Origin of the sequence: Kocuria rhizophila DC2201 (assembly GCF_000010285.1) — a bacterium.
In the GTDB taxonomy this organism is placed as follows: Bacteria; Actinomycetota; Actinomycetes; order Actinomycetales; family Micrococcaceae; genus Kocuria; species Kocuria rhizophila_A.
Genome location: NC_010617.1, coordinates 1,452,420 through 1,468,743 on the forward strand (window position 1 = coordinate 1,452,420; position 16,324 = coordinate 1,468,743).

Consider the following 16,324-nt stretch of genomic DNA (forward strand, 5'->3'; position numbering starts at 1 on the left):
CCACCGCCGCGTCACCCGTCCGCGGTGGCCTGGCAGGTGAACTGTTCCGCGGTCTGGCCCTCGAGTCCGTCCGGCAGGCCCTTCTCGCGCGTCATCCGGTCCCCCTCGCGGAAGTCCTGTCCCACCGCCACCTGCACGCCCGTGACCCCGTAGTCCGCGACGAGCTGGCTCGGCGAGACGTTGAGGGCGCGGGCGACGTCGTCGGCGGCCAGGGCCCAGTCCGGGTGGTAGAAGATCTGCGTGGCGGCCAGCTGCGGGCCGGAGGAGCCGGTGCGCGCCTTCACGTAGCCCTTGCCCCCGAGCGCGCGCGCCACCTGGGCGTCCCGCCCACCGGCGTCGGATCGGTTGCTCACGGTGACCGGCACCAGGGTCGGGTCCACCGCAGGCCCGGTGGCGCTCGAGGTGGGCGACGACGCCGCGGGGCCGCCCGGTGCCGCGGCGTCCGGCGAGGCGGTGCCCGCCGAGGCCGAGGGCTCGCCCGTGGCGTCCTCGGAACCGGTCACGGACACGTCCCGACGCAGGGTGGCGAACAGCTTGTCCGCGGGGGCCCGGTCCAGCTGCAGCCGGTTGGGGTCCGCGGGGTAGGGCTCGGTGGGTGCGGTGACGAACGCGATGCTCCCGGGGTCGATGCCGTTGAACGTCTTGGCGATCCTCACGAGCTCCGGGATGGAGGTCAGCCCCTGGTCCACGTGCAGGTTCTGGGTCATGACCTCGGCGATGCGGTAGAGCTGCGGCAGGTTGGTGAGCGTGCCGTCCGCCTGGATCTTGCGGGTGAGGGAGGCCAGGAAGGACTGCTGCGAGCGGATCCGCGCCTCGTCCCCGCCGTTGCCGAAGGCCGCGCGGGAGCGCAGGAACGCGAGGGCCTGCTCCCCCTCCACCGAGGAGATCCCCGCGGGCAGCTTGAGGCCGGACTTGGGGTCGTCCACGGCCTCGTTGACGCACACCTGCACGCCGCCCACCGCGGTGGAGAGCTCCTTGACGGCGTTGAAGTCCGCGAGCATGAAGTGGTCGATGCTCACGCCGGTGAGCTCGTTGATCGCGGCGACCGTGCAGCCCGGCCCGCCGCGCTCCACCGCACTGTTGAGCATGTCCGTCTCGGCGGGGTACACCTTGCCGGTGCCGGGGTCCGTGCAGGAAGGGATCTTGACGATCAGGTCCCGGGGGAAGGACACCACGGTCACGGCGTCCCGCGCCTGGGTCACGTGCACGAGCATCATCACGTCCGTGCGGCCCTCGGCGTCGTCCTCGCTGCCGTAGGCACTGTTGCCGCTGCCGCGGCGGGTGTCCGAGCCCATCACCAGGATGTCCAGCGGACCGTCGTCCGAGGTGCTCCCCTCCTCCGAGAGGTTCAGCGGGCTCGAGGTCAGGTTGCCGGTGAGCCGCAGCGCGGCGATGCCTCCCAGCCCCACGACGCCCAGCAGGGCCAGCACCGCGAGGATCACCGCGATCTTCCGGGTGGAGGAGCGGTGCACGCGCGCCCGGTGGTGACGCCCGGTCTGGCGCAGCTCGTACGGTTCTCCCGAGCTGTCCGTGCGCCGCGCGGGGTGCGCGGCCCACGGGGTGGCGGGGTCGTCACCGCCGCGGCGTCTGCGGGGGGCTGGGCTGGAATCCACCGATGGCTCCTGTGGTGTGTGTGGCGCGGTGCGGGAGGCGGTCACCGCCCGGGAGCGGTGTGCCGCGGCTCAGAATCCGAGCTTGGACAGCTGCTTGGGGTCCCGCTGCCACTCCTTGGCCACCTTCACGTGCAGGTCCAGGTAGATGCGCGTGCCGAGCAGGGCCTCGATCTGACTCCGCGCACGGGTGCCGATCTCCCGCAGCCGAGCCCCCCGCTTGCCGATCACGATGGCCTTCTGGGAGGGGCGCTCCACGTAGAGGCTCGCGTGCACGTCCAGCATGGGGTTCTGCGCGGAGCGGCCCTCGCGCTCGGAGACCTCGTCCACCACCACGGCGAGCGAGTGAGGCAGCTCGTCACGGACCCCCTCCAGGGCGGCCTCGCGGATGAGCTCGCCCATCATGGTCACCTCGGGCTCATCCGTGAGATCCCCCTCGGGGTACAGCGGCGGTGAGACGGGCATCAGCGACACCAGCAGCTCGCCGAGCTCGTCCACCTGGAAGCCGTCCGCGGCGCTCACCGGGATCACGTGCGCCCAGCCGGGCTCCTCCTCGGCCGCGTCCCGGTCGCGCGCGGGGGCGGACGGCCCCGACGACGCGGCGTCGCGGCGTCGTCGGCGGGCCTCACGCTGGACGCGCTCGGCCGAGACGACCTCCCGGCCGAGCTCGCTGACCGCGAGCAACTGCTCCATGAGCCGGTCCTGCGGCACGAGGTCCGCCTTGGTCACGATCGCGACCACGGGGGTGCGTCCGACGGCGGCCACCACCTGCTGCGCGATGTAGCGGTCACCGGGTCCTACCTTCTGGTCCGCGGGCACACAGAAGCCGATCACGTCCACCTCGCCCAGGGTCTCCGCGACCACGTCGTTGAGCCGCTGGCCCAGCAGGGTGCGCGGGCGGTGCAGCCCGGGGGTGTCCACGAGGATCAGCTGCCCGTCCGGGCGGTGGACGATGCCGCGGATGGTGTGCCGCGTGGTCTGCGGCCGGTTGGAGGTGATCGCCACCTTGCGGCCCACCAGCGCGTTGGTGAGCGTGGACTTGCCCACGTTGGGGCGGCCCACGAACACGGCGAAGCCGGCCCGGAAGTCCTGCGCGTGCTCGGAAGGGTCCTGAGTCATGGGGTGTCCTCGGTGGTGCGGTCGGTGCGGGTGGCCGGGAGCGGGGTGCGGCTCACGACATGGTCTCCACGGGGGCGTCCCGGCCCAGGAACTCCTCCAGCAGGCCCCGCTGGGCGGCGAACATCCGCGCGCGCTCGTGCTCCTCGGCGTGGTCGTGGCCCAGCAGGTGGAGCAGGGAATGGGCGGTGAGCAGGCACAGCTCGTCCTGCGTGCTGTGCCCTGCGGCGGCCGCCTGGCGCGCGGCCACGGGCGGGCAGAGCACCACGTCCCCGAGCACCCCCAGGGAAGGCCTCTCGGGCGTGCCCTCGCGCAGCTCGTCCATGGGGAAGGACATCACGTCCGTGGCACCGGGCAAGTCCAGCCACTGCTCGTGCAGCTGCGTCATGCGCTCCTCGTCCACCACGGCGATGCTCACCTCGGTGTCCGGGTGCAGGTGCCAGCGCTCGAAGGCCAGCGCCACGAGCGCCGAGAGCTGCTCGGTGTCCACCGCGCGGTAGGCGTCCGGCAGCTGGACGAGCTCCTCGGGGCCCCCCCACGGCAGGTCAAAGGCCACGCTCACCGGAGGCTTCCCTCGGCGTCCGACGTGCGCTCCCCCGCCCCGTGCGGCGCCCGGGCCGCCCGGCGGTCCTCCTTGCGGCGCGAGCGCTCCACGCGGTGCCTGTTGGTGGTGTCGAACTGGTCGTACGCGGCCACGATCTCGCCCACGAGCTCGTGGCGCACCACGTCCGCCGCGGTCAGTTCGCAGAAGGCGATGTCGTCGATCCCGCCCAGCACGTGCTGGACCTGGCGCAGCCCGGACTTCGTGGCCCCGGGCAGGTCCACCTGGGTGACGTCCCCGGTGACCACGATCCGGGAGCCGAAGCCCAGGCGCGTGAGGAACATCTTCATCTGCTCCGGGGTGGTGTTCTGGGCCTCGTCCAGGATCACGAAGGCGTCGTTGAGGGTGCGTCCGCGCATGTACGCCAGGGGCGCCACCTCGATGCTGCCCGCCTCCATGAGCCGCGGGATGGACTCGGGGTCCATCATGTCGTGCAGCGCGTCGTAGAGCGGGCGCAGGTACGGGTCGATCTTGTCGTTGAGGGACCCCGGCAGGAACCCGAGCCGCTCGCCGGCCTCCACCGCGGGACGGGTGAGGATGATCCGGTTGACCTCCTTGGCCTGCAGCGCGCGCACGGCCTTGGCCATGGCCAGGTAGGTCTTGCCGGTGCCCGCCGGGCCGATGCCGAAGACCACCGTGTGCTCGTCGATGGCGTCCACGTACGTCTTCTGGTTGACCGTCTTGGGGCGGATGGTCTTGCCCCGCGTGGAGAGGATGCTCGAGGACAGCGCGCCGGAGGGCCGCATGTCCTGGGCATCGCGCATCATGCGGGCCACGCGCAGCACGGTGCGCTCGGTGATCTCGGTGCCGCGCAGCGCCATGGCCAGCAGCTCCTCGAGCAGCGACGCCGCCAGACGGGTGTCCACGACCGGCCCCTCGAGCGCGACGTCGAGGTCCCGCACGGTCATGCGCACGGCCGGGAACTGCTGCTCGAGCAGCCGCAGGGTGGAGTCGGAGTGGCCCAGGGCGCGGACGGCGGTGTCCCGGTCCGGCAGGTGGACGCTCACGCGGGTGGTCTCACGGGGTGCAGTAGTCAGGGTGTCGGTCCCCTCGAGTCGTTCGGTCATCCCTCCCAGCCTATCCGTTCCGGGCCGGGCCGGGGTGTCGGGTTGCAATCAGGTAACGGTCGTCCCGCACGGGCCCCAGGGTTGGCGAGCACACGTTTCCACTGGGTAGGTTGTGGTGCCTGGCCTGTCCACCGCACGGTCGCGCACACCGCGTCCCACGGGACCGCATTGCTGCAAGTACTGCCCGCGCCGCTCCGGCTGCCCACCACTGGGCCCGCGTGTGCGAGGGCCGGGGCGCACGAGGGGCGCGCCAGGAACCACTGCACGAGACTCGAGCACGAGGGGGAAGGAGCACGCATGAGCACTGCCGACCGCGCACCGCGCCGCACGCTGCACCGTGCCCTCACGCGTGCCACCACCGTGGCGCTCGCGGGTTCGCTCGCCGTGGGGCTGTGCTCGTGCGGCAACGCCGCGGACCGCCCGGACAACAACTCTGCGGCCGCTCCTGGGATCGGCTCGGCCCCCCTGGCCACGGACAACTCCGTGGACGGTGTGGCCACCGAGCAGGCCCCCGTGTACTGGGTGGGCACCGGGGACCAGGCCGGCTACCTCTTCCGCGAGTTCCGCACTCCGGAGACCACGGACGTGGCGGATCCGGTGGCGCGCGCCGCCATCACGGTCACGGCCTCCTCCCCGTCCGATCCCGACTACCGCACCCTGTGGACCGCGGTGGACAGCGTGGGCACGTCCGTGTCCCCGAGCGGAACGGTCACCGTGGACCTTCCCGCCGCCGCGGTCGCCGCGCAGCTATCGGAAGAGGACGCGCGGATGGCGCTGCAGCAGATGGTGTACACCGTCTCGGCGGCGGCCGTGACCGCGGGTCTGCTGGACGCCTCGACGGCCAAGGAGGTCCGCATCCTGGTGGACGGGCGCACCGGCTACCGGGCGTTCGGCTCCGTAGACCTCAACGACCCCCTCACCCGCGATCCCGCGGTGGCCGCGCCCATCTGGCTCGTCGACCCGCAGACCGGCGCGGACCCGGGCAGCCCCGTCACGGTGTTCGCGCGCGTCCTGCCGTCGGTGCACAACGTGCGCTGGGAGATCGTCTCGGGCGAGCGCCGGGTCAAGGGGGACTCCGTCAAGGCGGCCAGCCCGGGCACGGATCCCACCGTGGGCACCGAGCTGCGCACCACCGTGGACCTCGCCCCCGGGAAGTACACGTTCCGGGTGGTCGGCACCGACGACCACGGGACCACCCTGACCGACGACCACGAGGTCACGGTCTCCTCGGGCCGCTGATCCCCGCGCCAGCGGGAACGAGGCCATCGAGGTGTCCTCGCCCAACGAGGTCACGCGTTGATCCCGGCGCCCGCGGGAACGAGGTGACCGGGCGGCGTCGTCAGCGCGCGGCACCGGGAGCGCGCCCGTTCGGCGCCGCGTCCCGTCGAGGATCACGAGGCCGCCCGCTCGCCGCGGTGCCCCGCGGCGGCTTCAGCTGCGGCCGCGCACCAGACCCCTCGATCCGAGAGACGGGCACAGTCAGGCGCGGCCCAGGAACCCGGGCCGGCCGGACCTGGCACGTTCGCCCGTGGTGAGGTCAGTCCCAGAAGCCGAGCACGGCGTTGAGCGCCGCGAGGGCCGCCGGTCCGGCGCTCGAAGAGCGCATCACCGTGGTGCCCAGCCGCACCGGCCGGGCACCGGCCCCCTGCAGCGCGGCCAGCTCACCGTCCGAGATGCCGCCCTCGGGTCCCACGACCACGGCGATCCGCTCGCGGTCCCGCCACGCGGCGGCGTGGGCGGTGGACCAGGGGGTCGCGACGCTCTCGTGCAGCACGAGCCACAGCGTCTCCGGCTCCGCCCGCACGAGCTCGGCGAGACCCGCGGTGTCCACCCACGGGGCCAGCTCGGGCCAGTGGGCGCGCCGGGACTGCTTGGCGGCTGACGCGAGGGTGGCCTCCCACTTGGCCATGGTCTTGGCAGCGCGCTCCGCGCGCAGCCGCACGATGCTGCGCTCGGCCTGCCACGCCACCACGCGGTCCACCCCGAGCTCGGTGGCGGACTCGACGGCCTGCAGGTCCCGGTCACCCTTGGCGAGGGCCTGCACGAGGGTGAGGGAGGGCGCGGTGACCGGCTCCCGGGTGACGGAGTCCACGGCCACCGTCATCCGGTCCCGCTCCCCCGCCGTGAACATGCAGCCCGCGCGGGTGCCCCTGCCGTCGACGAGGTCGAGGGGCTCACCGGCCCGCAGCCGGCGCACGGTCACCGCGTGCCGGGCCTCCGGGCCCGTGACCTCCAGGGTCCCGCCCGGGGCCGCCGCAGCGAGCTCCGGGGCGGGGACGTGGAAGACCGGGTTCGTCACTGCTCGTTGAACCGGCCGCGCAGCCGGGAGAAGAACCCGCCGGAGTGGGAGGTGCTCACCGTGGTGCCGTCCGCGGAGTCCTCGTCGCGCAGCTCGGCGAGACGCTGCATCAGCTCACGCTGCTCACCGGTGAGGTTGCGGGGCGTCTCCACCTCGAAGTGCACCTGCAGGTCCCCGCGGCCCTTGCCGCGCAGGTGGGTCACGCCGAGGTGGTCCAGGGTGACCGTGGCCCCGGACTGGGTCCCGGGCTCGACCGAGACGGTGCGCGTGCCGTCGAAGGTCTCCAGGGTCACCGTGGTGCCCAGGGCCGCGGCGGTCATGGGGATGCGCAGCCGCGCGTGGAGGTCGTCCCCCTCGCGGTGGAACGTGGGGTCCGGGTCCACCTTCAGCTCCACGAAGAGGTCCCCGTTGGGGCCACCGGCGGTGCCTGCCTCGCCCTGCCCGCCCAGCCGGATCCGGTTGCCGGACTGGATGCCGGCCGGGATCTTCACGCTCAGCGGCCGGCGGTCCCGCACTCGGCCCTCGCCGTAGCACTCGTGGCACGGGTGCTCCACCACGGTGCCGAAGCCGTTGCACTGCGAGCACGGGGCCTGCGTGGTCACCATGCCCAGGATGGACTGGCGCTGGTACTGCATGTGGCCGGAGCCGTGGCACATGCTGCACGTGGTGGGGCTGGTGCCGGGCTGGCAGCAGGAGCCGTTGCACGTGGGGCACACCACGGCGGTGTCCACCGTGATGTCCTTCTCCACACCGAACACGGCGTCCTTGAGCGAGACCCGCACGTTGATCAGTGCGTCCTGGCCCTGCTGGGTGCGGGAGCGGGGGCCGCGCTGGCCACCGGCGCCGGCGCCCTGGAAGAAGGTCTCGAAGATGTCCGAGAAGCCGAAGCCGGTACCGGGGAAGCCCCCGCCGAATCCGGTGTCCGTGCCGTTCTCGTTGCCCGTGGCGTCGTACACACGGCGCTTCTCGGGATCCGAGAGGACGTCGTTGGCGTGAGAGACGCGCTTGAACTCCTCCGCGGCCTCCGGGGAGGGGTTCACGTCCGGGTGGAGCGAGCGGGCCTTCTTGCGGTAGGCGCGCTTGATCTCTTCGGCGCTGGCGTCACGGCTCACGCCGAGGGTTTCGTAGTGGTCGCTCACGATGTCGTCGCTTCTGCTTTCGTCGGGTCTGTGGTCTGTGGTTCGTACGGTCTGCGCGCGGGCGCGTCAGTCCCCGAGGTTCCGGGACAGGTAGCGGGCCACCGCGCGCACGGCGGCCATGGTGGTGGGGTAGTCCATGCGGGTGGGCCCCACCACGCCCACCTTGGAGGCGGCGTGCGGACCGTAGCCGGTGGCCACCACGGAGGCTTCTGCCAGCGGGTCGTCGCACTCCTCGGAGCCGATGCGCACCGCCACCCCGCGCTCGTCCTGCTGCATCGCGGACAACAACCGCAGCATGGTGACTTGTTCCTCCAGCGCCTCCAGCACCGGGGAGATGCTCTGGGGGAAGTCCCCGCTGAAGCGGGCCAGGTTGGCGGTGCCGGCCATCACCAGCCGGTGCTCGTCCGACGCCGCCGCGAGCACCGCCAGTGCCTCGCTCACCCGGTCCCCGGCGTGCCGCAACGCCTCGGGCAGCTCCTCGGCCAGTCCGGCCACACGGCCGGGCACGGTCTCCAGGGTGCTGCCGAGAACGCGCGCGAGCACGCGGGCCCGCAGCTCGAGCAGCTGCACCTCGTCCAGGGGCTCGGCGAGCTCCACCGCACGCTGGGCCACCCGCCCGGACGTGGGGATGAGGATGACCAGCACGGTGCCGGCACCCACGTCCACGAGCTCCACGTGGCGCACGGTGATCCCGGCGCGCACGGGGTACTGGATCACGGCCGCCTGGTGCGTGAGCTGGGCGAGCAGCCGCACGGTGCGCTCCATGACGTCGTCGAGGTCGTGGGCGCCCTCTAGGAACACCTGGATGGCCCGGCGCTGGGCACCCGTGAGGGGCTGCAGCGCGGCGATCTGGTCCACGAACACGCGGTACCCCCGGTCCGTGGGGATCCGCCCGGAGCTCGTGTGCGGAGCCACGATCAGCCCGGCCTCCTCGAGGGCAGCCATGTCGTTGCGCACGGTGGCGGAGGACACCGGAAGCCGGTGGCGCTCCACGAGGGCCTTGGAGCCCACCGGTTCCCGCGAGTGGACGTAGTCCTCCACGATCGCCCGCAGGATCTGCACCCGGCGCGGGTTCTCCATGCTCCTCACCTCCCGTGGCTCGTGGGTCGGCGGGTCCGTGCCCGCCGTGGCCGACCACTAATTTTGGCACTCATCCGCGCACAGTGCTAATCCCGGTGCCCGCCACGGGCCGGGCAGGGCCCCGGGTTTTGGTACGCTCGCCGCTGATCCAGCCACCGGCACGAGGAGCAGACCGTGAACGCACCCGGGTGGGGCTGGGGCCCCCAGGACCTCAGCAGCCCCGAGGTCTCCCGCACCGGCCCGTCGTCCCGGGAGCTGCCGGTGGAGCGGGACATGGTGCTCGAGGACGTCGAGACCGGGTGGGTGGGCGCCGTCGTGAGCGTGGAGACCATCGGCGGGATGCGCGTGGTGGGCCTTGAGGACCGCCACGGGCGCGTCAAGACCTTCCCCCTGGGCCCGGGCTTCCTGCTCGACGGCGAACCGGTTCGCCTCACTCCCCCGGCCACGACGCCCGCCCCCGCCGCCAGGCGCATCACCCGCTCCGGGTCCGTGGCCGTGGAGAACCTGCGCGCCTCGGTCGCCAAGGAGTCCCGCGTGTGGGTCGAGGGGTACCACGACGCCGAGCTGGTCGCCAAGGTGTGGGGCCACGACCTCGCCGTGGAGGGGATCGTGGTGGAACCGCTGCACGGCATCGACGACCTCCCCGGGGCCATCCGGGACTTCGCCCCGGGCCCGCAGCGGCGCCTCGGGATCCTCGTGGACCACCTGGTGCCCGGGTCCAAGGAGTCCCGCATCGCGCAGCAGGCCATGCGCGTGCCCGGAGCGGTGGACAACGTGCTGATCCTCGGGCACCCCTACGTGGACATCTGGCAGGCCGTGAAGCCCTCCGCCCTCGGGATCCCCGCGTGGCCTGTGATCCCGCGCGGCGTGGACTGGAAGACCGGCATGGCCAAGGCGCTCGGACTGCCCCACCGCACGCCGCAGGACGTGGGACGGGCCTGGCAGCAGATCCTCACGCGCGTGGACAGCTACGCGGACCTGGAGCCCGCCCTGCTGGGGCGCGTGGAGGAGCTCATCGACTTCCTCACGGCGCAGGCCGGTCCCGCCATGTGATGTGCGCCGTGGCACGGGGCGGGGCCGCGCCGGTAGGATGGCCGGACCAGACCCCCGCATCCACGTCTGGACCGGCCACCGCCCCTGAAAGGGACACCCACTCGTGACTGACGTTGCCCCCGCGCGCCCCGCATCCTCCGGCTCCACCGCTCCCGCCCCGTTCGACTCCGTGGCCGCCGTCGCGCAGCCCCTGGACGTGGACCAGGACCGGCAGTGGGCCACGCTCGCGCACCTGGGCGGCGTGGTGGGCGTACTCCCCAGCTACGTGATCCACCGCGTGTTCAAGGACCGCGGCCCGTTCACCGCCCAGGAGTCCCGGGAGGCCGCGAACTACACGCTGCTGCCCAGCATCATCGTCCTGGCCGGGATCGTGCTGTCCCTGGTTCCCGTGGTCGGGGGCGTCTTCTCCGTCATCGCGGCCCTCACGTGGCTCGCACTGGCCGTCACCTCGGTGCGCGCCGGGATCAAGGTCAACCGCGGTGAGCCGCACCAGTACCGGTACAACACCCACCTCTACGACACGCTCTCCGCCCGACGCGGCTGAGGCGCCCGCGGAGGCGCACCCGACGGCCCGCACTCGGCGACGACGCCCCGGGTCAGTGCCTCCGCACTGCCCGCCGCCCCGCGGCGCTCACCAGTCCAGCAGCCGCCGCGTCACGGCGTCGGCCATGAGGCGCCCGGCGTCCGTGAGCACGGCGGTGCCCGCCAGCGCGGCGGGGCCGTCCAGCCAGCCGTCCGCGATCAGTCCGGCCACGGCGCGGCGACCTTCCGGGCGTAGGGAGGCCACCGGGAGGCCCTCGCTGATCCGGATGCCGAGCATCACGTGCTCCACGTACTGGGTGTCCGCGTCCAGCGTCTCGCGCCCCACCGCGGGTGAGACCCCCGCGCGGACCCTGTTCGTGTAGGGCAGAGGGTGCTTGAGGTTCCACCAGCGCACCCCGTCCACGTGGGAGTGGGCCCCGGGCCCGATGCCCCACCAGTCCTGGTTGCGCCAGTAGGCGATGTTGTGCGCGCTGCGGTTCTGCTGCGCGGTGCGACCGTGCGCGTCCCGCGACCAGTTGGACACCTCGTACCAGGCGAACCCGGCATCGCGCAGCATCCGGTCCGCCAGGGTGTACTTGTCCGCCTGGTCGTCCGGATCCACCTCGGGCACCTCGCCGCGGCGGATCTGGGCGGCCAGCTTGGTGCCGTCCTCGATGATCAGCGAGTACGCGGAGACGTGGTCCGGCTCCATGGCCAGGACCGCTTCCACGGAGGTCTCCCAGTCCCGCAGGCTCTCCCCCGGCGTGCCGTGGATCAGGTCCACGCTCGTGCCCAGCCCGCGCTCCTTGGCCCAGCCGACGGCGCGCGGCACGTTCGCGGGGGTGTGCGTGCGTTCCAGCACCGCCAGCACGTGCGGCACCGCGGACTGCATCCCGAAGGACACGCGGGTCACCCCGGCCGCGGCGAGGACGTCGAAGGTCTCCTGCGTGACGGAGTCCGGGTTCGCCTCGACCGTGACCTCCGCGCCCGGTGCCAGCCCGAAGCTCTCCCTGGCCTGGTGCAGCATGGCGGCGAGTTCCCGCGCCGGCAGCAGCGTGGGGGTGCCGCCGCCGAAGAACACGCTGTGCAGCGGCCGCGGCGGTGACCCGGCGGCGTCGAGCACCGAGCGGGCGAAGCGGACCTCCGCGGCGGCGTCGGCGTGGTAGTCCGCACGGGAGACGCCGTCACCGAGCTGCTCCATGGTGTACGTGTTGAAGTCGCAGTACCCGCAGCGCACGGCGCAGAACGGGACGTGGACGTACAGGCTCAGGGTGCGCTCCGAGGCGCGGGCCACCGCACCGGCGGGCAGCGCACCGTCCTCCGGAGCCGGATCACCTTCCGGTTGCGCGGGCACTACTTCTTCTTGTCCTTGCCGTTGTCCTCGTCCGAGGACAGCGCGGCCACGAAGGCCTCCTGGGGGACCTCCACGCGGCCCACCATCTTCATGCGCTTCTTGCCCTCCTTCTGCTTCTCGAGCAGCTTGCGCTTGCGGGAGATGTCGCCGCCGTAGCACTTGGAGAGCACGTCCTTGCGGATCGCGCGGATGTTCTCCCGCGCGATGATCCGGGAACCGATCGCGGCCTGGATGGGCACCTCGTACTGCTGGCGCGGGATGAGCTTCTGCAGCTTGCCCGTCATCAGCACGCCGTACGAGTACGCCTTGTCCTTGTGGGTGATCGCGCTGAACGCGTCCACCTGCTCGCCCTGCAGCAGGATGTCCACCTTCACGAGGTCCGCGGCCTGCTCGCCGTCCGCCTTCCAGTCCAGGGACGCGTACCCCCGGGTCTTGGACTTGAGCTGGTCGAAGAAGTCGAACACGATCTCCGCGAGCGGCAGTCGGTAGCGCAGCTCCACGCGGTCCTCCGAGAGGTAGTCCATGCCCTTCATCTCGCCGCGCTTGGACTGGGAGAGCTCCATGACGGCGCCGATGAACTCGGAGGGCACGAGGATGGTGGCCGAGACCATGGGCTCGCGGATCTCCAGGATCCGGCCCTCGGGGAACTCGGAGGGGTTGGTGACCTCCACCTCGGAGTGGTCCTCGAGCGTCACGTTGTAGGACACCGAGGGCGCGGTGGAGATCAGGTCCAGGTTGAACTCGCGCTCCAGGCGGTCCCGGGTGATCTCCAGGTGCAGCAGACCCAGGAAGCCGCAGCGGAAGCCGAAGCCCAGCGCGGCGGAGGTCTCGGGCTCGTAGACCAGGGCGGCGTCGTTGAGCTGCAGCTTCTCCAGGGCGTCGCGCAGCACCGGGTAGTCGGAGCCCTCCACGGGGAACAAGCCCGAGAACACCATGGGCTTGGGGTCCTCGTACCCGCCGAGGGACTCCTGCGCGGGCTTCTGCTGGTTGGTCACGGTGTCGCCCACGCGGGACTGGCGGACGTCCTTCACACCCGTGATCAGGTAGCCCACCTCCCCCACGCTCAGTCCCTTGGACGGGATGGGCTCCGGCGAGATCACGCCGATCTCCAGCAGCTCGTGGGTCGCACCCGTGGACATCATCTGGATCCGCTCGCGCGGCACCAGCGTGCCGTCCACCACGCGCACGTAAGTGACCACGCCGCGGTAGGTGTCGTAGACGGAGTCGAAGATCATGGCGCGCGACGGCGCGTCCTTCACACCCTGGGGCGGGGGCACGTCCCGCACGATGCGCTCCAGCAGCTCCTCCACGCCCTCGCCGGTCTTGCCGGAGACCTTCAGGACCTCCTCCGGCTCCACACCGATGAGGTTGGCGAGCTCCGCGGCGTACTTCTCCGGCTGGGCGGCCGGCAGGTCGATCTTGTTGAGCACCGGGATGATCGTGAGGTCGTTCTCGATGGCCAGGTACAGGTTGGCGAGCGTCTGCGCCTCGATGCCCTGGGCGGCGTCCACCAGCAGGATCGTGGCCTCGCACGCCGCCAGGGAGCGGGAGACCTCGTACGTGAAGTCCACGTGCCCGGGCGTGTCGATCATGTTCAGCGCGTAGTCCGTGCCGTCCACGTTCCACGGCATGCGCACTGCCTGGGACTTGATGGTGATCCCGCGCTCGCGCTCGATGTCCATGCGGTCCAGGTACTGGGCCTTCATCTGCCGCGGCGTCACCACCCCCGTGGCCTGCAGCATCCGGTCCGCCAGCGTGGACTTGCCGTGGTCGATGTGGGCGATGATGCAGAAGTTCCTGATCACCGAGGGGTCGGTCGAGGCAGGTGCCGGTGGATTGACGGCCAACGGTGACACGGGCGGTCCTTTCGTTCTCAGGATGACTCCCCAGTTTCCCATGATCCCGGGCCGGGGGCGAACCGGTCCCCCTACGATGTCCCCATGGCCGACATCACTCGACTGCTGAACCAGGGGCTGCGCCTCCTCCGCATGTACCAGCGCTACGCGGGCTCCCGCGGTCCAGCCTCTCGCTCGTCTCGCTCCCGGGGCACGACGCCGCCCACCGTGGCCCACGAGAACGGCACCTCGCGCGCCCGGCCGGGCACGCCGACGTCGTCCCCGGGCACCCGCGCACCCGGCACCTCCGCGCCGTACCCCGGTGACTGGACGGGGCCCGTGAACCCGCGGTGGGCCGCGAAACCGGACGGTCGGCCCGATCCCGGGGAGGTCGTGTGGACCTGGGTGCCCTACCAGGAGGACCACTCGCACGGGAAGGACCGGCCCGTGCTGATCGTGGACCGGGCCGGCGAGCACCTGCTGTGCGTGATGCTGACCTCCAAGGACCACGACACCGCCCGTCACGACGACCCCTCCTACGTGGAGGTGGGCGTGGGCGGCTGGGACCGCTCCGGGCGGCCCTCGGAGGCGCGGATCGACCGGATCATCCCGGTGCGGCCGGAGGACGTGCGGCGCGAGGGGGCGGTGCTGGACCGCGCTCGGTTCGAGGCCGTGGCCGCGGAGCTGACGCGGCGGCGCTGAGCCGGGTGGAGTCCTGGTGGCACCGGGGCGGCGCCGGACGCCCGCTCTCGACTCGGTCCGTACCCGCCCGTGCCGCGGAGCGTCACCCCAGCACGGACCGGGCGGCACACCCCGACGCCGACGCGCCGCAGCGGGCATCCGGGGCTCCGGTCTGCTAAAGTGGTCCGCTGTGTGTCCGCGCTGGTCGTCGGGCACAGCGGATGGTTGCCACCGAGCATCCCCACTCTCACAACTCAGTCGATGACCATCCGTGAGCCCTCACTGACCTACTTCCGCAATCGTTCTAGGAGTTACACGTGGCCAACATCAAGTCGCAGAAGAAGCGCATCCTCACCAACGAGAAGGCTCGCCTGCGCAACAACTCGTACAAGTCCGAGCTCAAGACGCTCATCCGCAAGGTGGATGCCGCTGTCGAGTCCGGCAACAAGGACGCCGCCGCCGAGACCCTGCGCACCGCGTCCCGCAAGCTCGACAAGGCCGTGTCCAAGGGTGTTCTGCACAAGAACACCGCGGCCAACAAGAAGTCCGGTCTGGCCAAGAAGGTCGCCAAGATCTGAGTCGGCTGACACCGTCTCACTGACGGAGCACACGGGCCCGGCACTCCTCGCGAGTGCCGGGCCCGTTCTCGTGTGAGGACAGTGTCGTGTCCCGCCAGCGGTCCGTCGGTGCAGAGTCGCTACTCAGCGCCACCCAGGACTGACCGTTCAGGTCACGGTGGCCCCGTACCCTTGCGCGCGGTGCCGCGGCGTGCGGTTTCACGGTGCCCGGGTTCGCGATCCTCGGTGACCCCGCCGTTGTCGGTGTTGTGGTGCCCGCTCAGCGGTGCCCGGAGGTGGCGATCACCGTGATGGCCCGCTCCACCGCGAAGTACGGGGACCGGGAGGCCCCCTTGACCTGGGCGTCGGCCTCGGCGATGGCCTGCAGCGCCCGGGTGACGTCCTGGGCCGTGAACCGGCGCGCCTCGTTCTGGGCGCGCTCCACCTGCCACGGCGCGGCCCCGACGTCACGGGCGATCTGCCCCGCTCCCCCGCGGGAACCGGCCGTGAGGGCGATCAGGCGCATCTTCGAGCCCAGTGTGGCCACCATGGGCACCGGGTCCACCCCGACGTCCACGGCCTGACGCCACAGTTTCAGGGCCTGCTCCGCGTTGCCGGCCACCGCGGCGTCCGCCACCCGGAACGCGGTGACTTCCACGCGGCCGCCGTAGTACTTCTCCACGAGCTCGAGGTCCACGGTCACGGGGCCGTCCGCGATCAGCTGGGCGCACGCGGCAGCCAGTTCGGCGGTGGAGGTGCCGACCGCCGCGGCCAGGGCGCGGGCAGCGTCGGGCTCGATGCGCTTGTTCTGCGCACGGAACTCCCCGAGGACGAACGAGGACTTGTCCCGGTCCGACTTGGGCGGGGCGCAGTCCAGGACGAGAGCCTTCTCCTTGAGGGCGTCCAGCAGCTTCTTGCCGCGGTTCCCGCCGGAGTGCTGCCACAGCACGGTGACGTCCGGATCCGGGTTGGCCACGTAGGCCAGGGCGTCCGCCAGCAGGTGCTCGTTCATGCCCGCGAGCTCCTGGACGCACACGAGCTTGGGGTCGTCGAAGAGGGACGGGCTGGTGACCACGGCGAGCTGGCCCGGCTCGTAGTCCCCGGCCGCGATGTCCGTGACCTCGCAGGAACCCCGTTCCGCACGGATGGTGTCCCGGAGGGTCTCCCTGATGCGCTGCAGGATGTACTCGTCCGAGCCGGAGGCCAGCACGAGCGGCTGAGGAACGGCCTCACGCCAGGAGGTCTGCGGGGCCGTGGGCGCCTGTCGGCGGGAAGACGTGCGTGCCGGGGTCATGGTGCTCCTCGATCGTGGCCGACTGCTCGGGCGACGCCGCCGCCCGGGACCGGGTGCGAGCGAGCCCCCTCACCGGAAGGTGCGGGGTCGGGACGCCGACGCTGCGTCCCCATGCT

15 protein-coding genes are annotated in these 16,324 nt (G+C 72.0%); 5 read left to right on the plus strand and 10 right to left on the minus strand.

Features of this window, described 5'->3' with window-relative positions:
* Positions 1-11: 11 nt before the first annotated feature.
* The 4 genes from KRH_RS06340 to KRH_RS06355 all read right to left on the minus strand — a co-directional run bounded on the left by KRH_RS06340 (position 12) and on the right by KRH_RS06355 (position 4,394).
* Positions 12-1,613 (minus strand): LCP family protein, encoded by a 1,602-nt coding sequence (locus KRH_RS06340; RefSeq protein WP_012398362.1) that lies wholly within the window; start codon positions 1,611-1,613, stop codon positions 12-14.
* Between the two features lie 69 nt (positions 1,614-1,682).
* The gene (locus KRH_RS06345) at positions 1,683-2,729 is read right to left on the minus strand and encodes a GTPase Era (protein ID WP_012398363.1); all 1,047 of its coding nucleotides are present in this window, start codon (positions 2,727-2,729) and stop codon (positions 1,683-1,685) included.
* Positions 2,730-2,781: 52 nt separating this feature from the next.
* Positions 2,782-3,288 (minus strand): rRNA maturation RNase YbeY, encoded by a 507-nt coding sequence (gene ybeY, locus KRH_RS06350; protein WP_012398364.1) that lies wholly within the window; start codon positions 3,286-3,288, stop codon positions 2,782-2,784.
* The gene (locus tag KRH_RS06355) at positions 3,285-4,394 is read right to left on the minus strand and encodes a PhoH family protein (protein ID WP_012398365.1); all 1,110 of its coding nucleotides are present in this window, start codon (positions 4,392-4,394) and stop codon (positions 3,285-3,287) included. The genes ybeY and KRH_RS06355 overlap by 4 nt, the downstream gene beginning before the upstream one ends.
* Before the next feature lie 297 nt (positions 4,395-4,691).
* Between KRH_RS06355 and KRH_RS06360 the strand changes: the two genes are divergently transcribed.
* A complete protein-coding gene (locus KRH_RS06360) occupies positions 4,692-5,633 on the plus strand; it encodes a GerMN domain-containing protein (RefSeq protein WP_105590517.1) in 942 nt (313 codons plus the stop codon).
* Positions 5,634-5,931: 298 nt separating this feature from the next.
* On the opposite strand, the gene KRH_RS06365 is transcribed toward KRH_RS06360, so the two are convergent.
* The 3 genes from KRH_RS06365 to hrcA all read right to left on the minus strand — a co-directional run bounded on the left by KRH_RS06365 (position 5,932) and on the right by hrcA (position 8,912).
* On the minus strand, positions 5,932-6,693 hold the full coding sequence (locus tag KRH_RS06365) for a 16S rRNA (uracil(1498)-N(3))-methyltransferase (protein ID WP_012398367.1): 762 nt from the start codon (positions 6,691-6,693) through the stop codon (positions 5,932-5,934).
* Positions 6,690-7,832 carry a molecular chaperone DnaJ gene (gene dnaJ / locus KRH_RS06370; RefSeq protein ID WP_012398368.1) on the minus strand — a complete coding sequence of 381 codons (1,143 nt, stop codon included), beginning with the start codon at positions 7,830-7,832 and terminating at the stop codon, positions 6,690-6,692. Before dnaJ ends, KRH_RS06365 begins: the two co-directional genes overlap by 4 nt.
* Positions 7,833-7,898: 66 nt before the next feature.
* A complete protein-coding gene (hrcA, locus tag KRH_RS06375; protein WP_012398369.1) occupies positions 7,899-8,912 on the minus strand; it encodes a heat-inducible transcriptional repressor HrcA in 1,014 nt (337 codons plus the stop codon).
* 174 nt (positions 8,913-9,086) lie between these two features.
* On the opposite strand from hrcA, the gene KRH_RS06380 reads away from it, so the two are divergent.
* Both KRH_RS06380 and KRH_RS06385 read left to right on the plus strand, forming a co-directional pair.
* Positions 9,087-9,965, plus strand: a complete 879-nt coding sequence (locus tag KRH_RS06380) for a DUF3097 family protein (protein WP_012398370.1) — start codon at positions 9,087-9,089, stop codon at positions 9,963-9,965.
* Between the two features lie 103 nt (positions 9,966-10,068).
* Positions 10,069-10,509, plus strand: coding sequence for a DUF4870 domain-containing protein (locus KRH_RS06385; protein WP_041297365.1), 441 nt, complete (start codon positions 10,069-10,071; stop codon positions 10,507-10,509).
* Positions 10,510-10,596: 87 nt separating this feature from the next.
* On the opposite strand, the gene hemW is transcribed toward KRH_RS06385, so the two are convergent.
* On the minus strand, positions 10,597-11,841 hold the full coding sequence (gene hemW / locus KRH_RS06390; protein WP_012398372.1) for a radical SAM family heme chaperone HemW: 1,245 nt from the start codon (positions 11,839-11,841) through the stop codon (positions 10,597-10,599).
* Positions 11,841-13,697: a translation elongation factor 4 gene (gene lepA / locus KRH_RS06395; RefSeq protein ID WP_012398373.1), complete on the minus strand. Its 1,857-nt coding sequence runs from the start codon at positions 13,695-13,697 to the stop codon at positions 11,841-11,843. Before lepA ends, hemW begins: the two co-directional genes overlap by 1 nt.
* 84 nt (positions 13,698-13,781) lie before the next feature.
* On the opposite strand from lepA, the gene KRH_RS06400 reads away from it, so the two are divergent.
* Both KRH_RS06400 and rpsT read left to right on the plus strand, forming a co-directional pair.
* Positions 13,782-14,378, plus strand: coding sequence for a type II toxin-antitoxin system PemK/MazF family toxin (locus KRH_RS06400; RefSeq protein WP_012398374.1), 597 nt, complete (start codon positions 13,782-13,784; stop codon positions 14,376-14,378).
* Between the two features lie 296 nt (positions 14,379-14,674).
* Positions 14,675-14,935 carry a 30S ribosomal protein S20 gene (gene rpsT, locus KRH_RS06405; RefSeq protein ID WP_012398375.1) on the plus strand — a complete coding sequence of 87 codons (261 nt, stop codon included), beginning with the start codon at positions 14,675-14,677 and terminating at the stop codon, positions 14,933-14,935.
* Between the two features lie 259 nt (positions 14,936-15,194).
* On the opposite strand, the gene holA is transcribed toward rpsT, so the two are convergent.
* A complete protein-coding gene (holA, locus tag KRH_RS06410) occupies positions 15,195-16,208 on the minus strand; it encodes a DNA polymerase III subunit delta (protein ID WP_012398377.1) in 1,014 nt (337 codons plus the stop codon).
* Positions 16,209-16,324 lie beyond the last annotated feature (116 nt).

Bases quoted from the DNA above. Each gene is read 5' to 3' on its own strand.
- KRH_RS06345 (WP_012398363.1), bottom strand. From the start codon at position 2,729: ATGACTCAGGACCCTTCCGAGCACGCGCAGGACTTCCGGGCCGGCTTC.
- KRH_RS06355 (WP_012398365.1), bottom strand. From the start codon at position 4,394: ATGACCGAACGACTCGAGGGGACCGACACCCTGACTACTGCACCCCGT.
- KRH_RS06360 (WP_105590517.1), top strand. From the start codon at position 4,692: ATGAGCACTGCCGACCGCGCACCGCGCCGCACGCTGCACCGTGCCCTC.
- hrcA (WP_012398369.1), bottom strand. From the start codon at position 8,912: ATGGAGAACCCGCGCCGGGTGCAGATCCTGCGGGCGATCGTGGAGGAC.
- KRH_RS06400 (WP_012398374.1), top strand. From the start codon at position 13,782: ATGGCCGACATCACTCGACTGCTGAACCAGGGGCTGCGCCTCCTCCGC.
- holA (WP_012398377.1), bottom strand. From the start codon at position 16,208: ATGACCCCGGCACGCACGTCTTCCCGCCGACAGGCGCCCACGGCCCCG.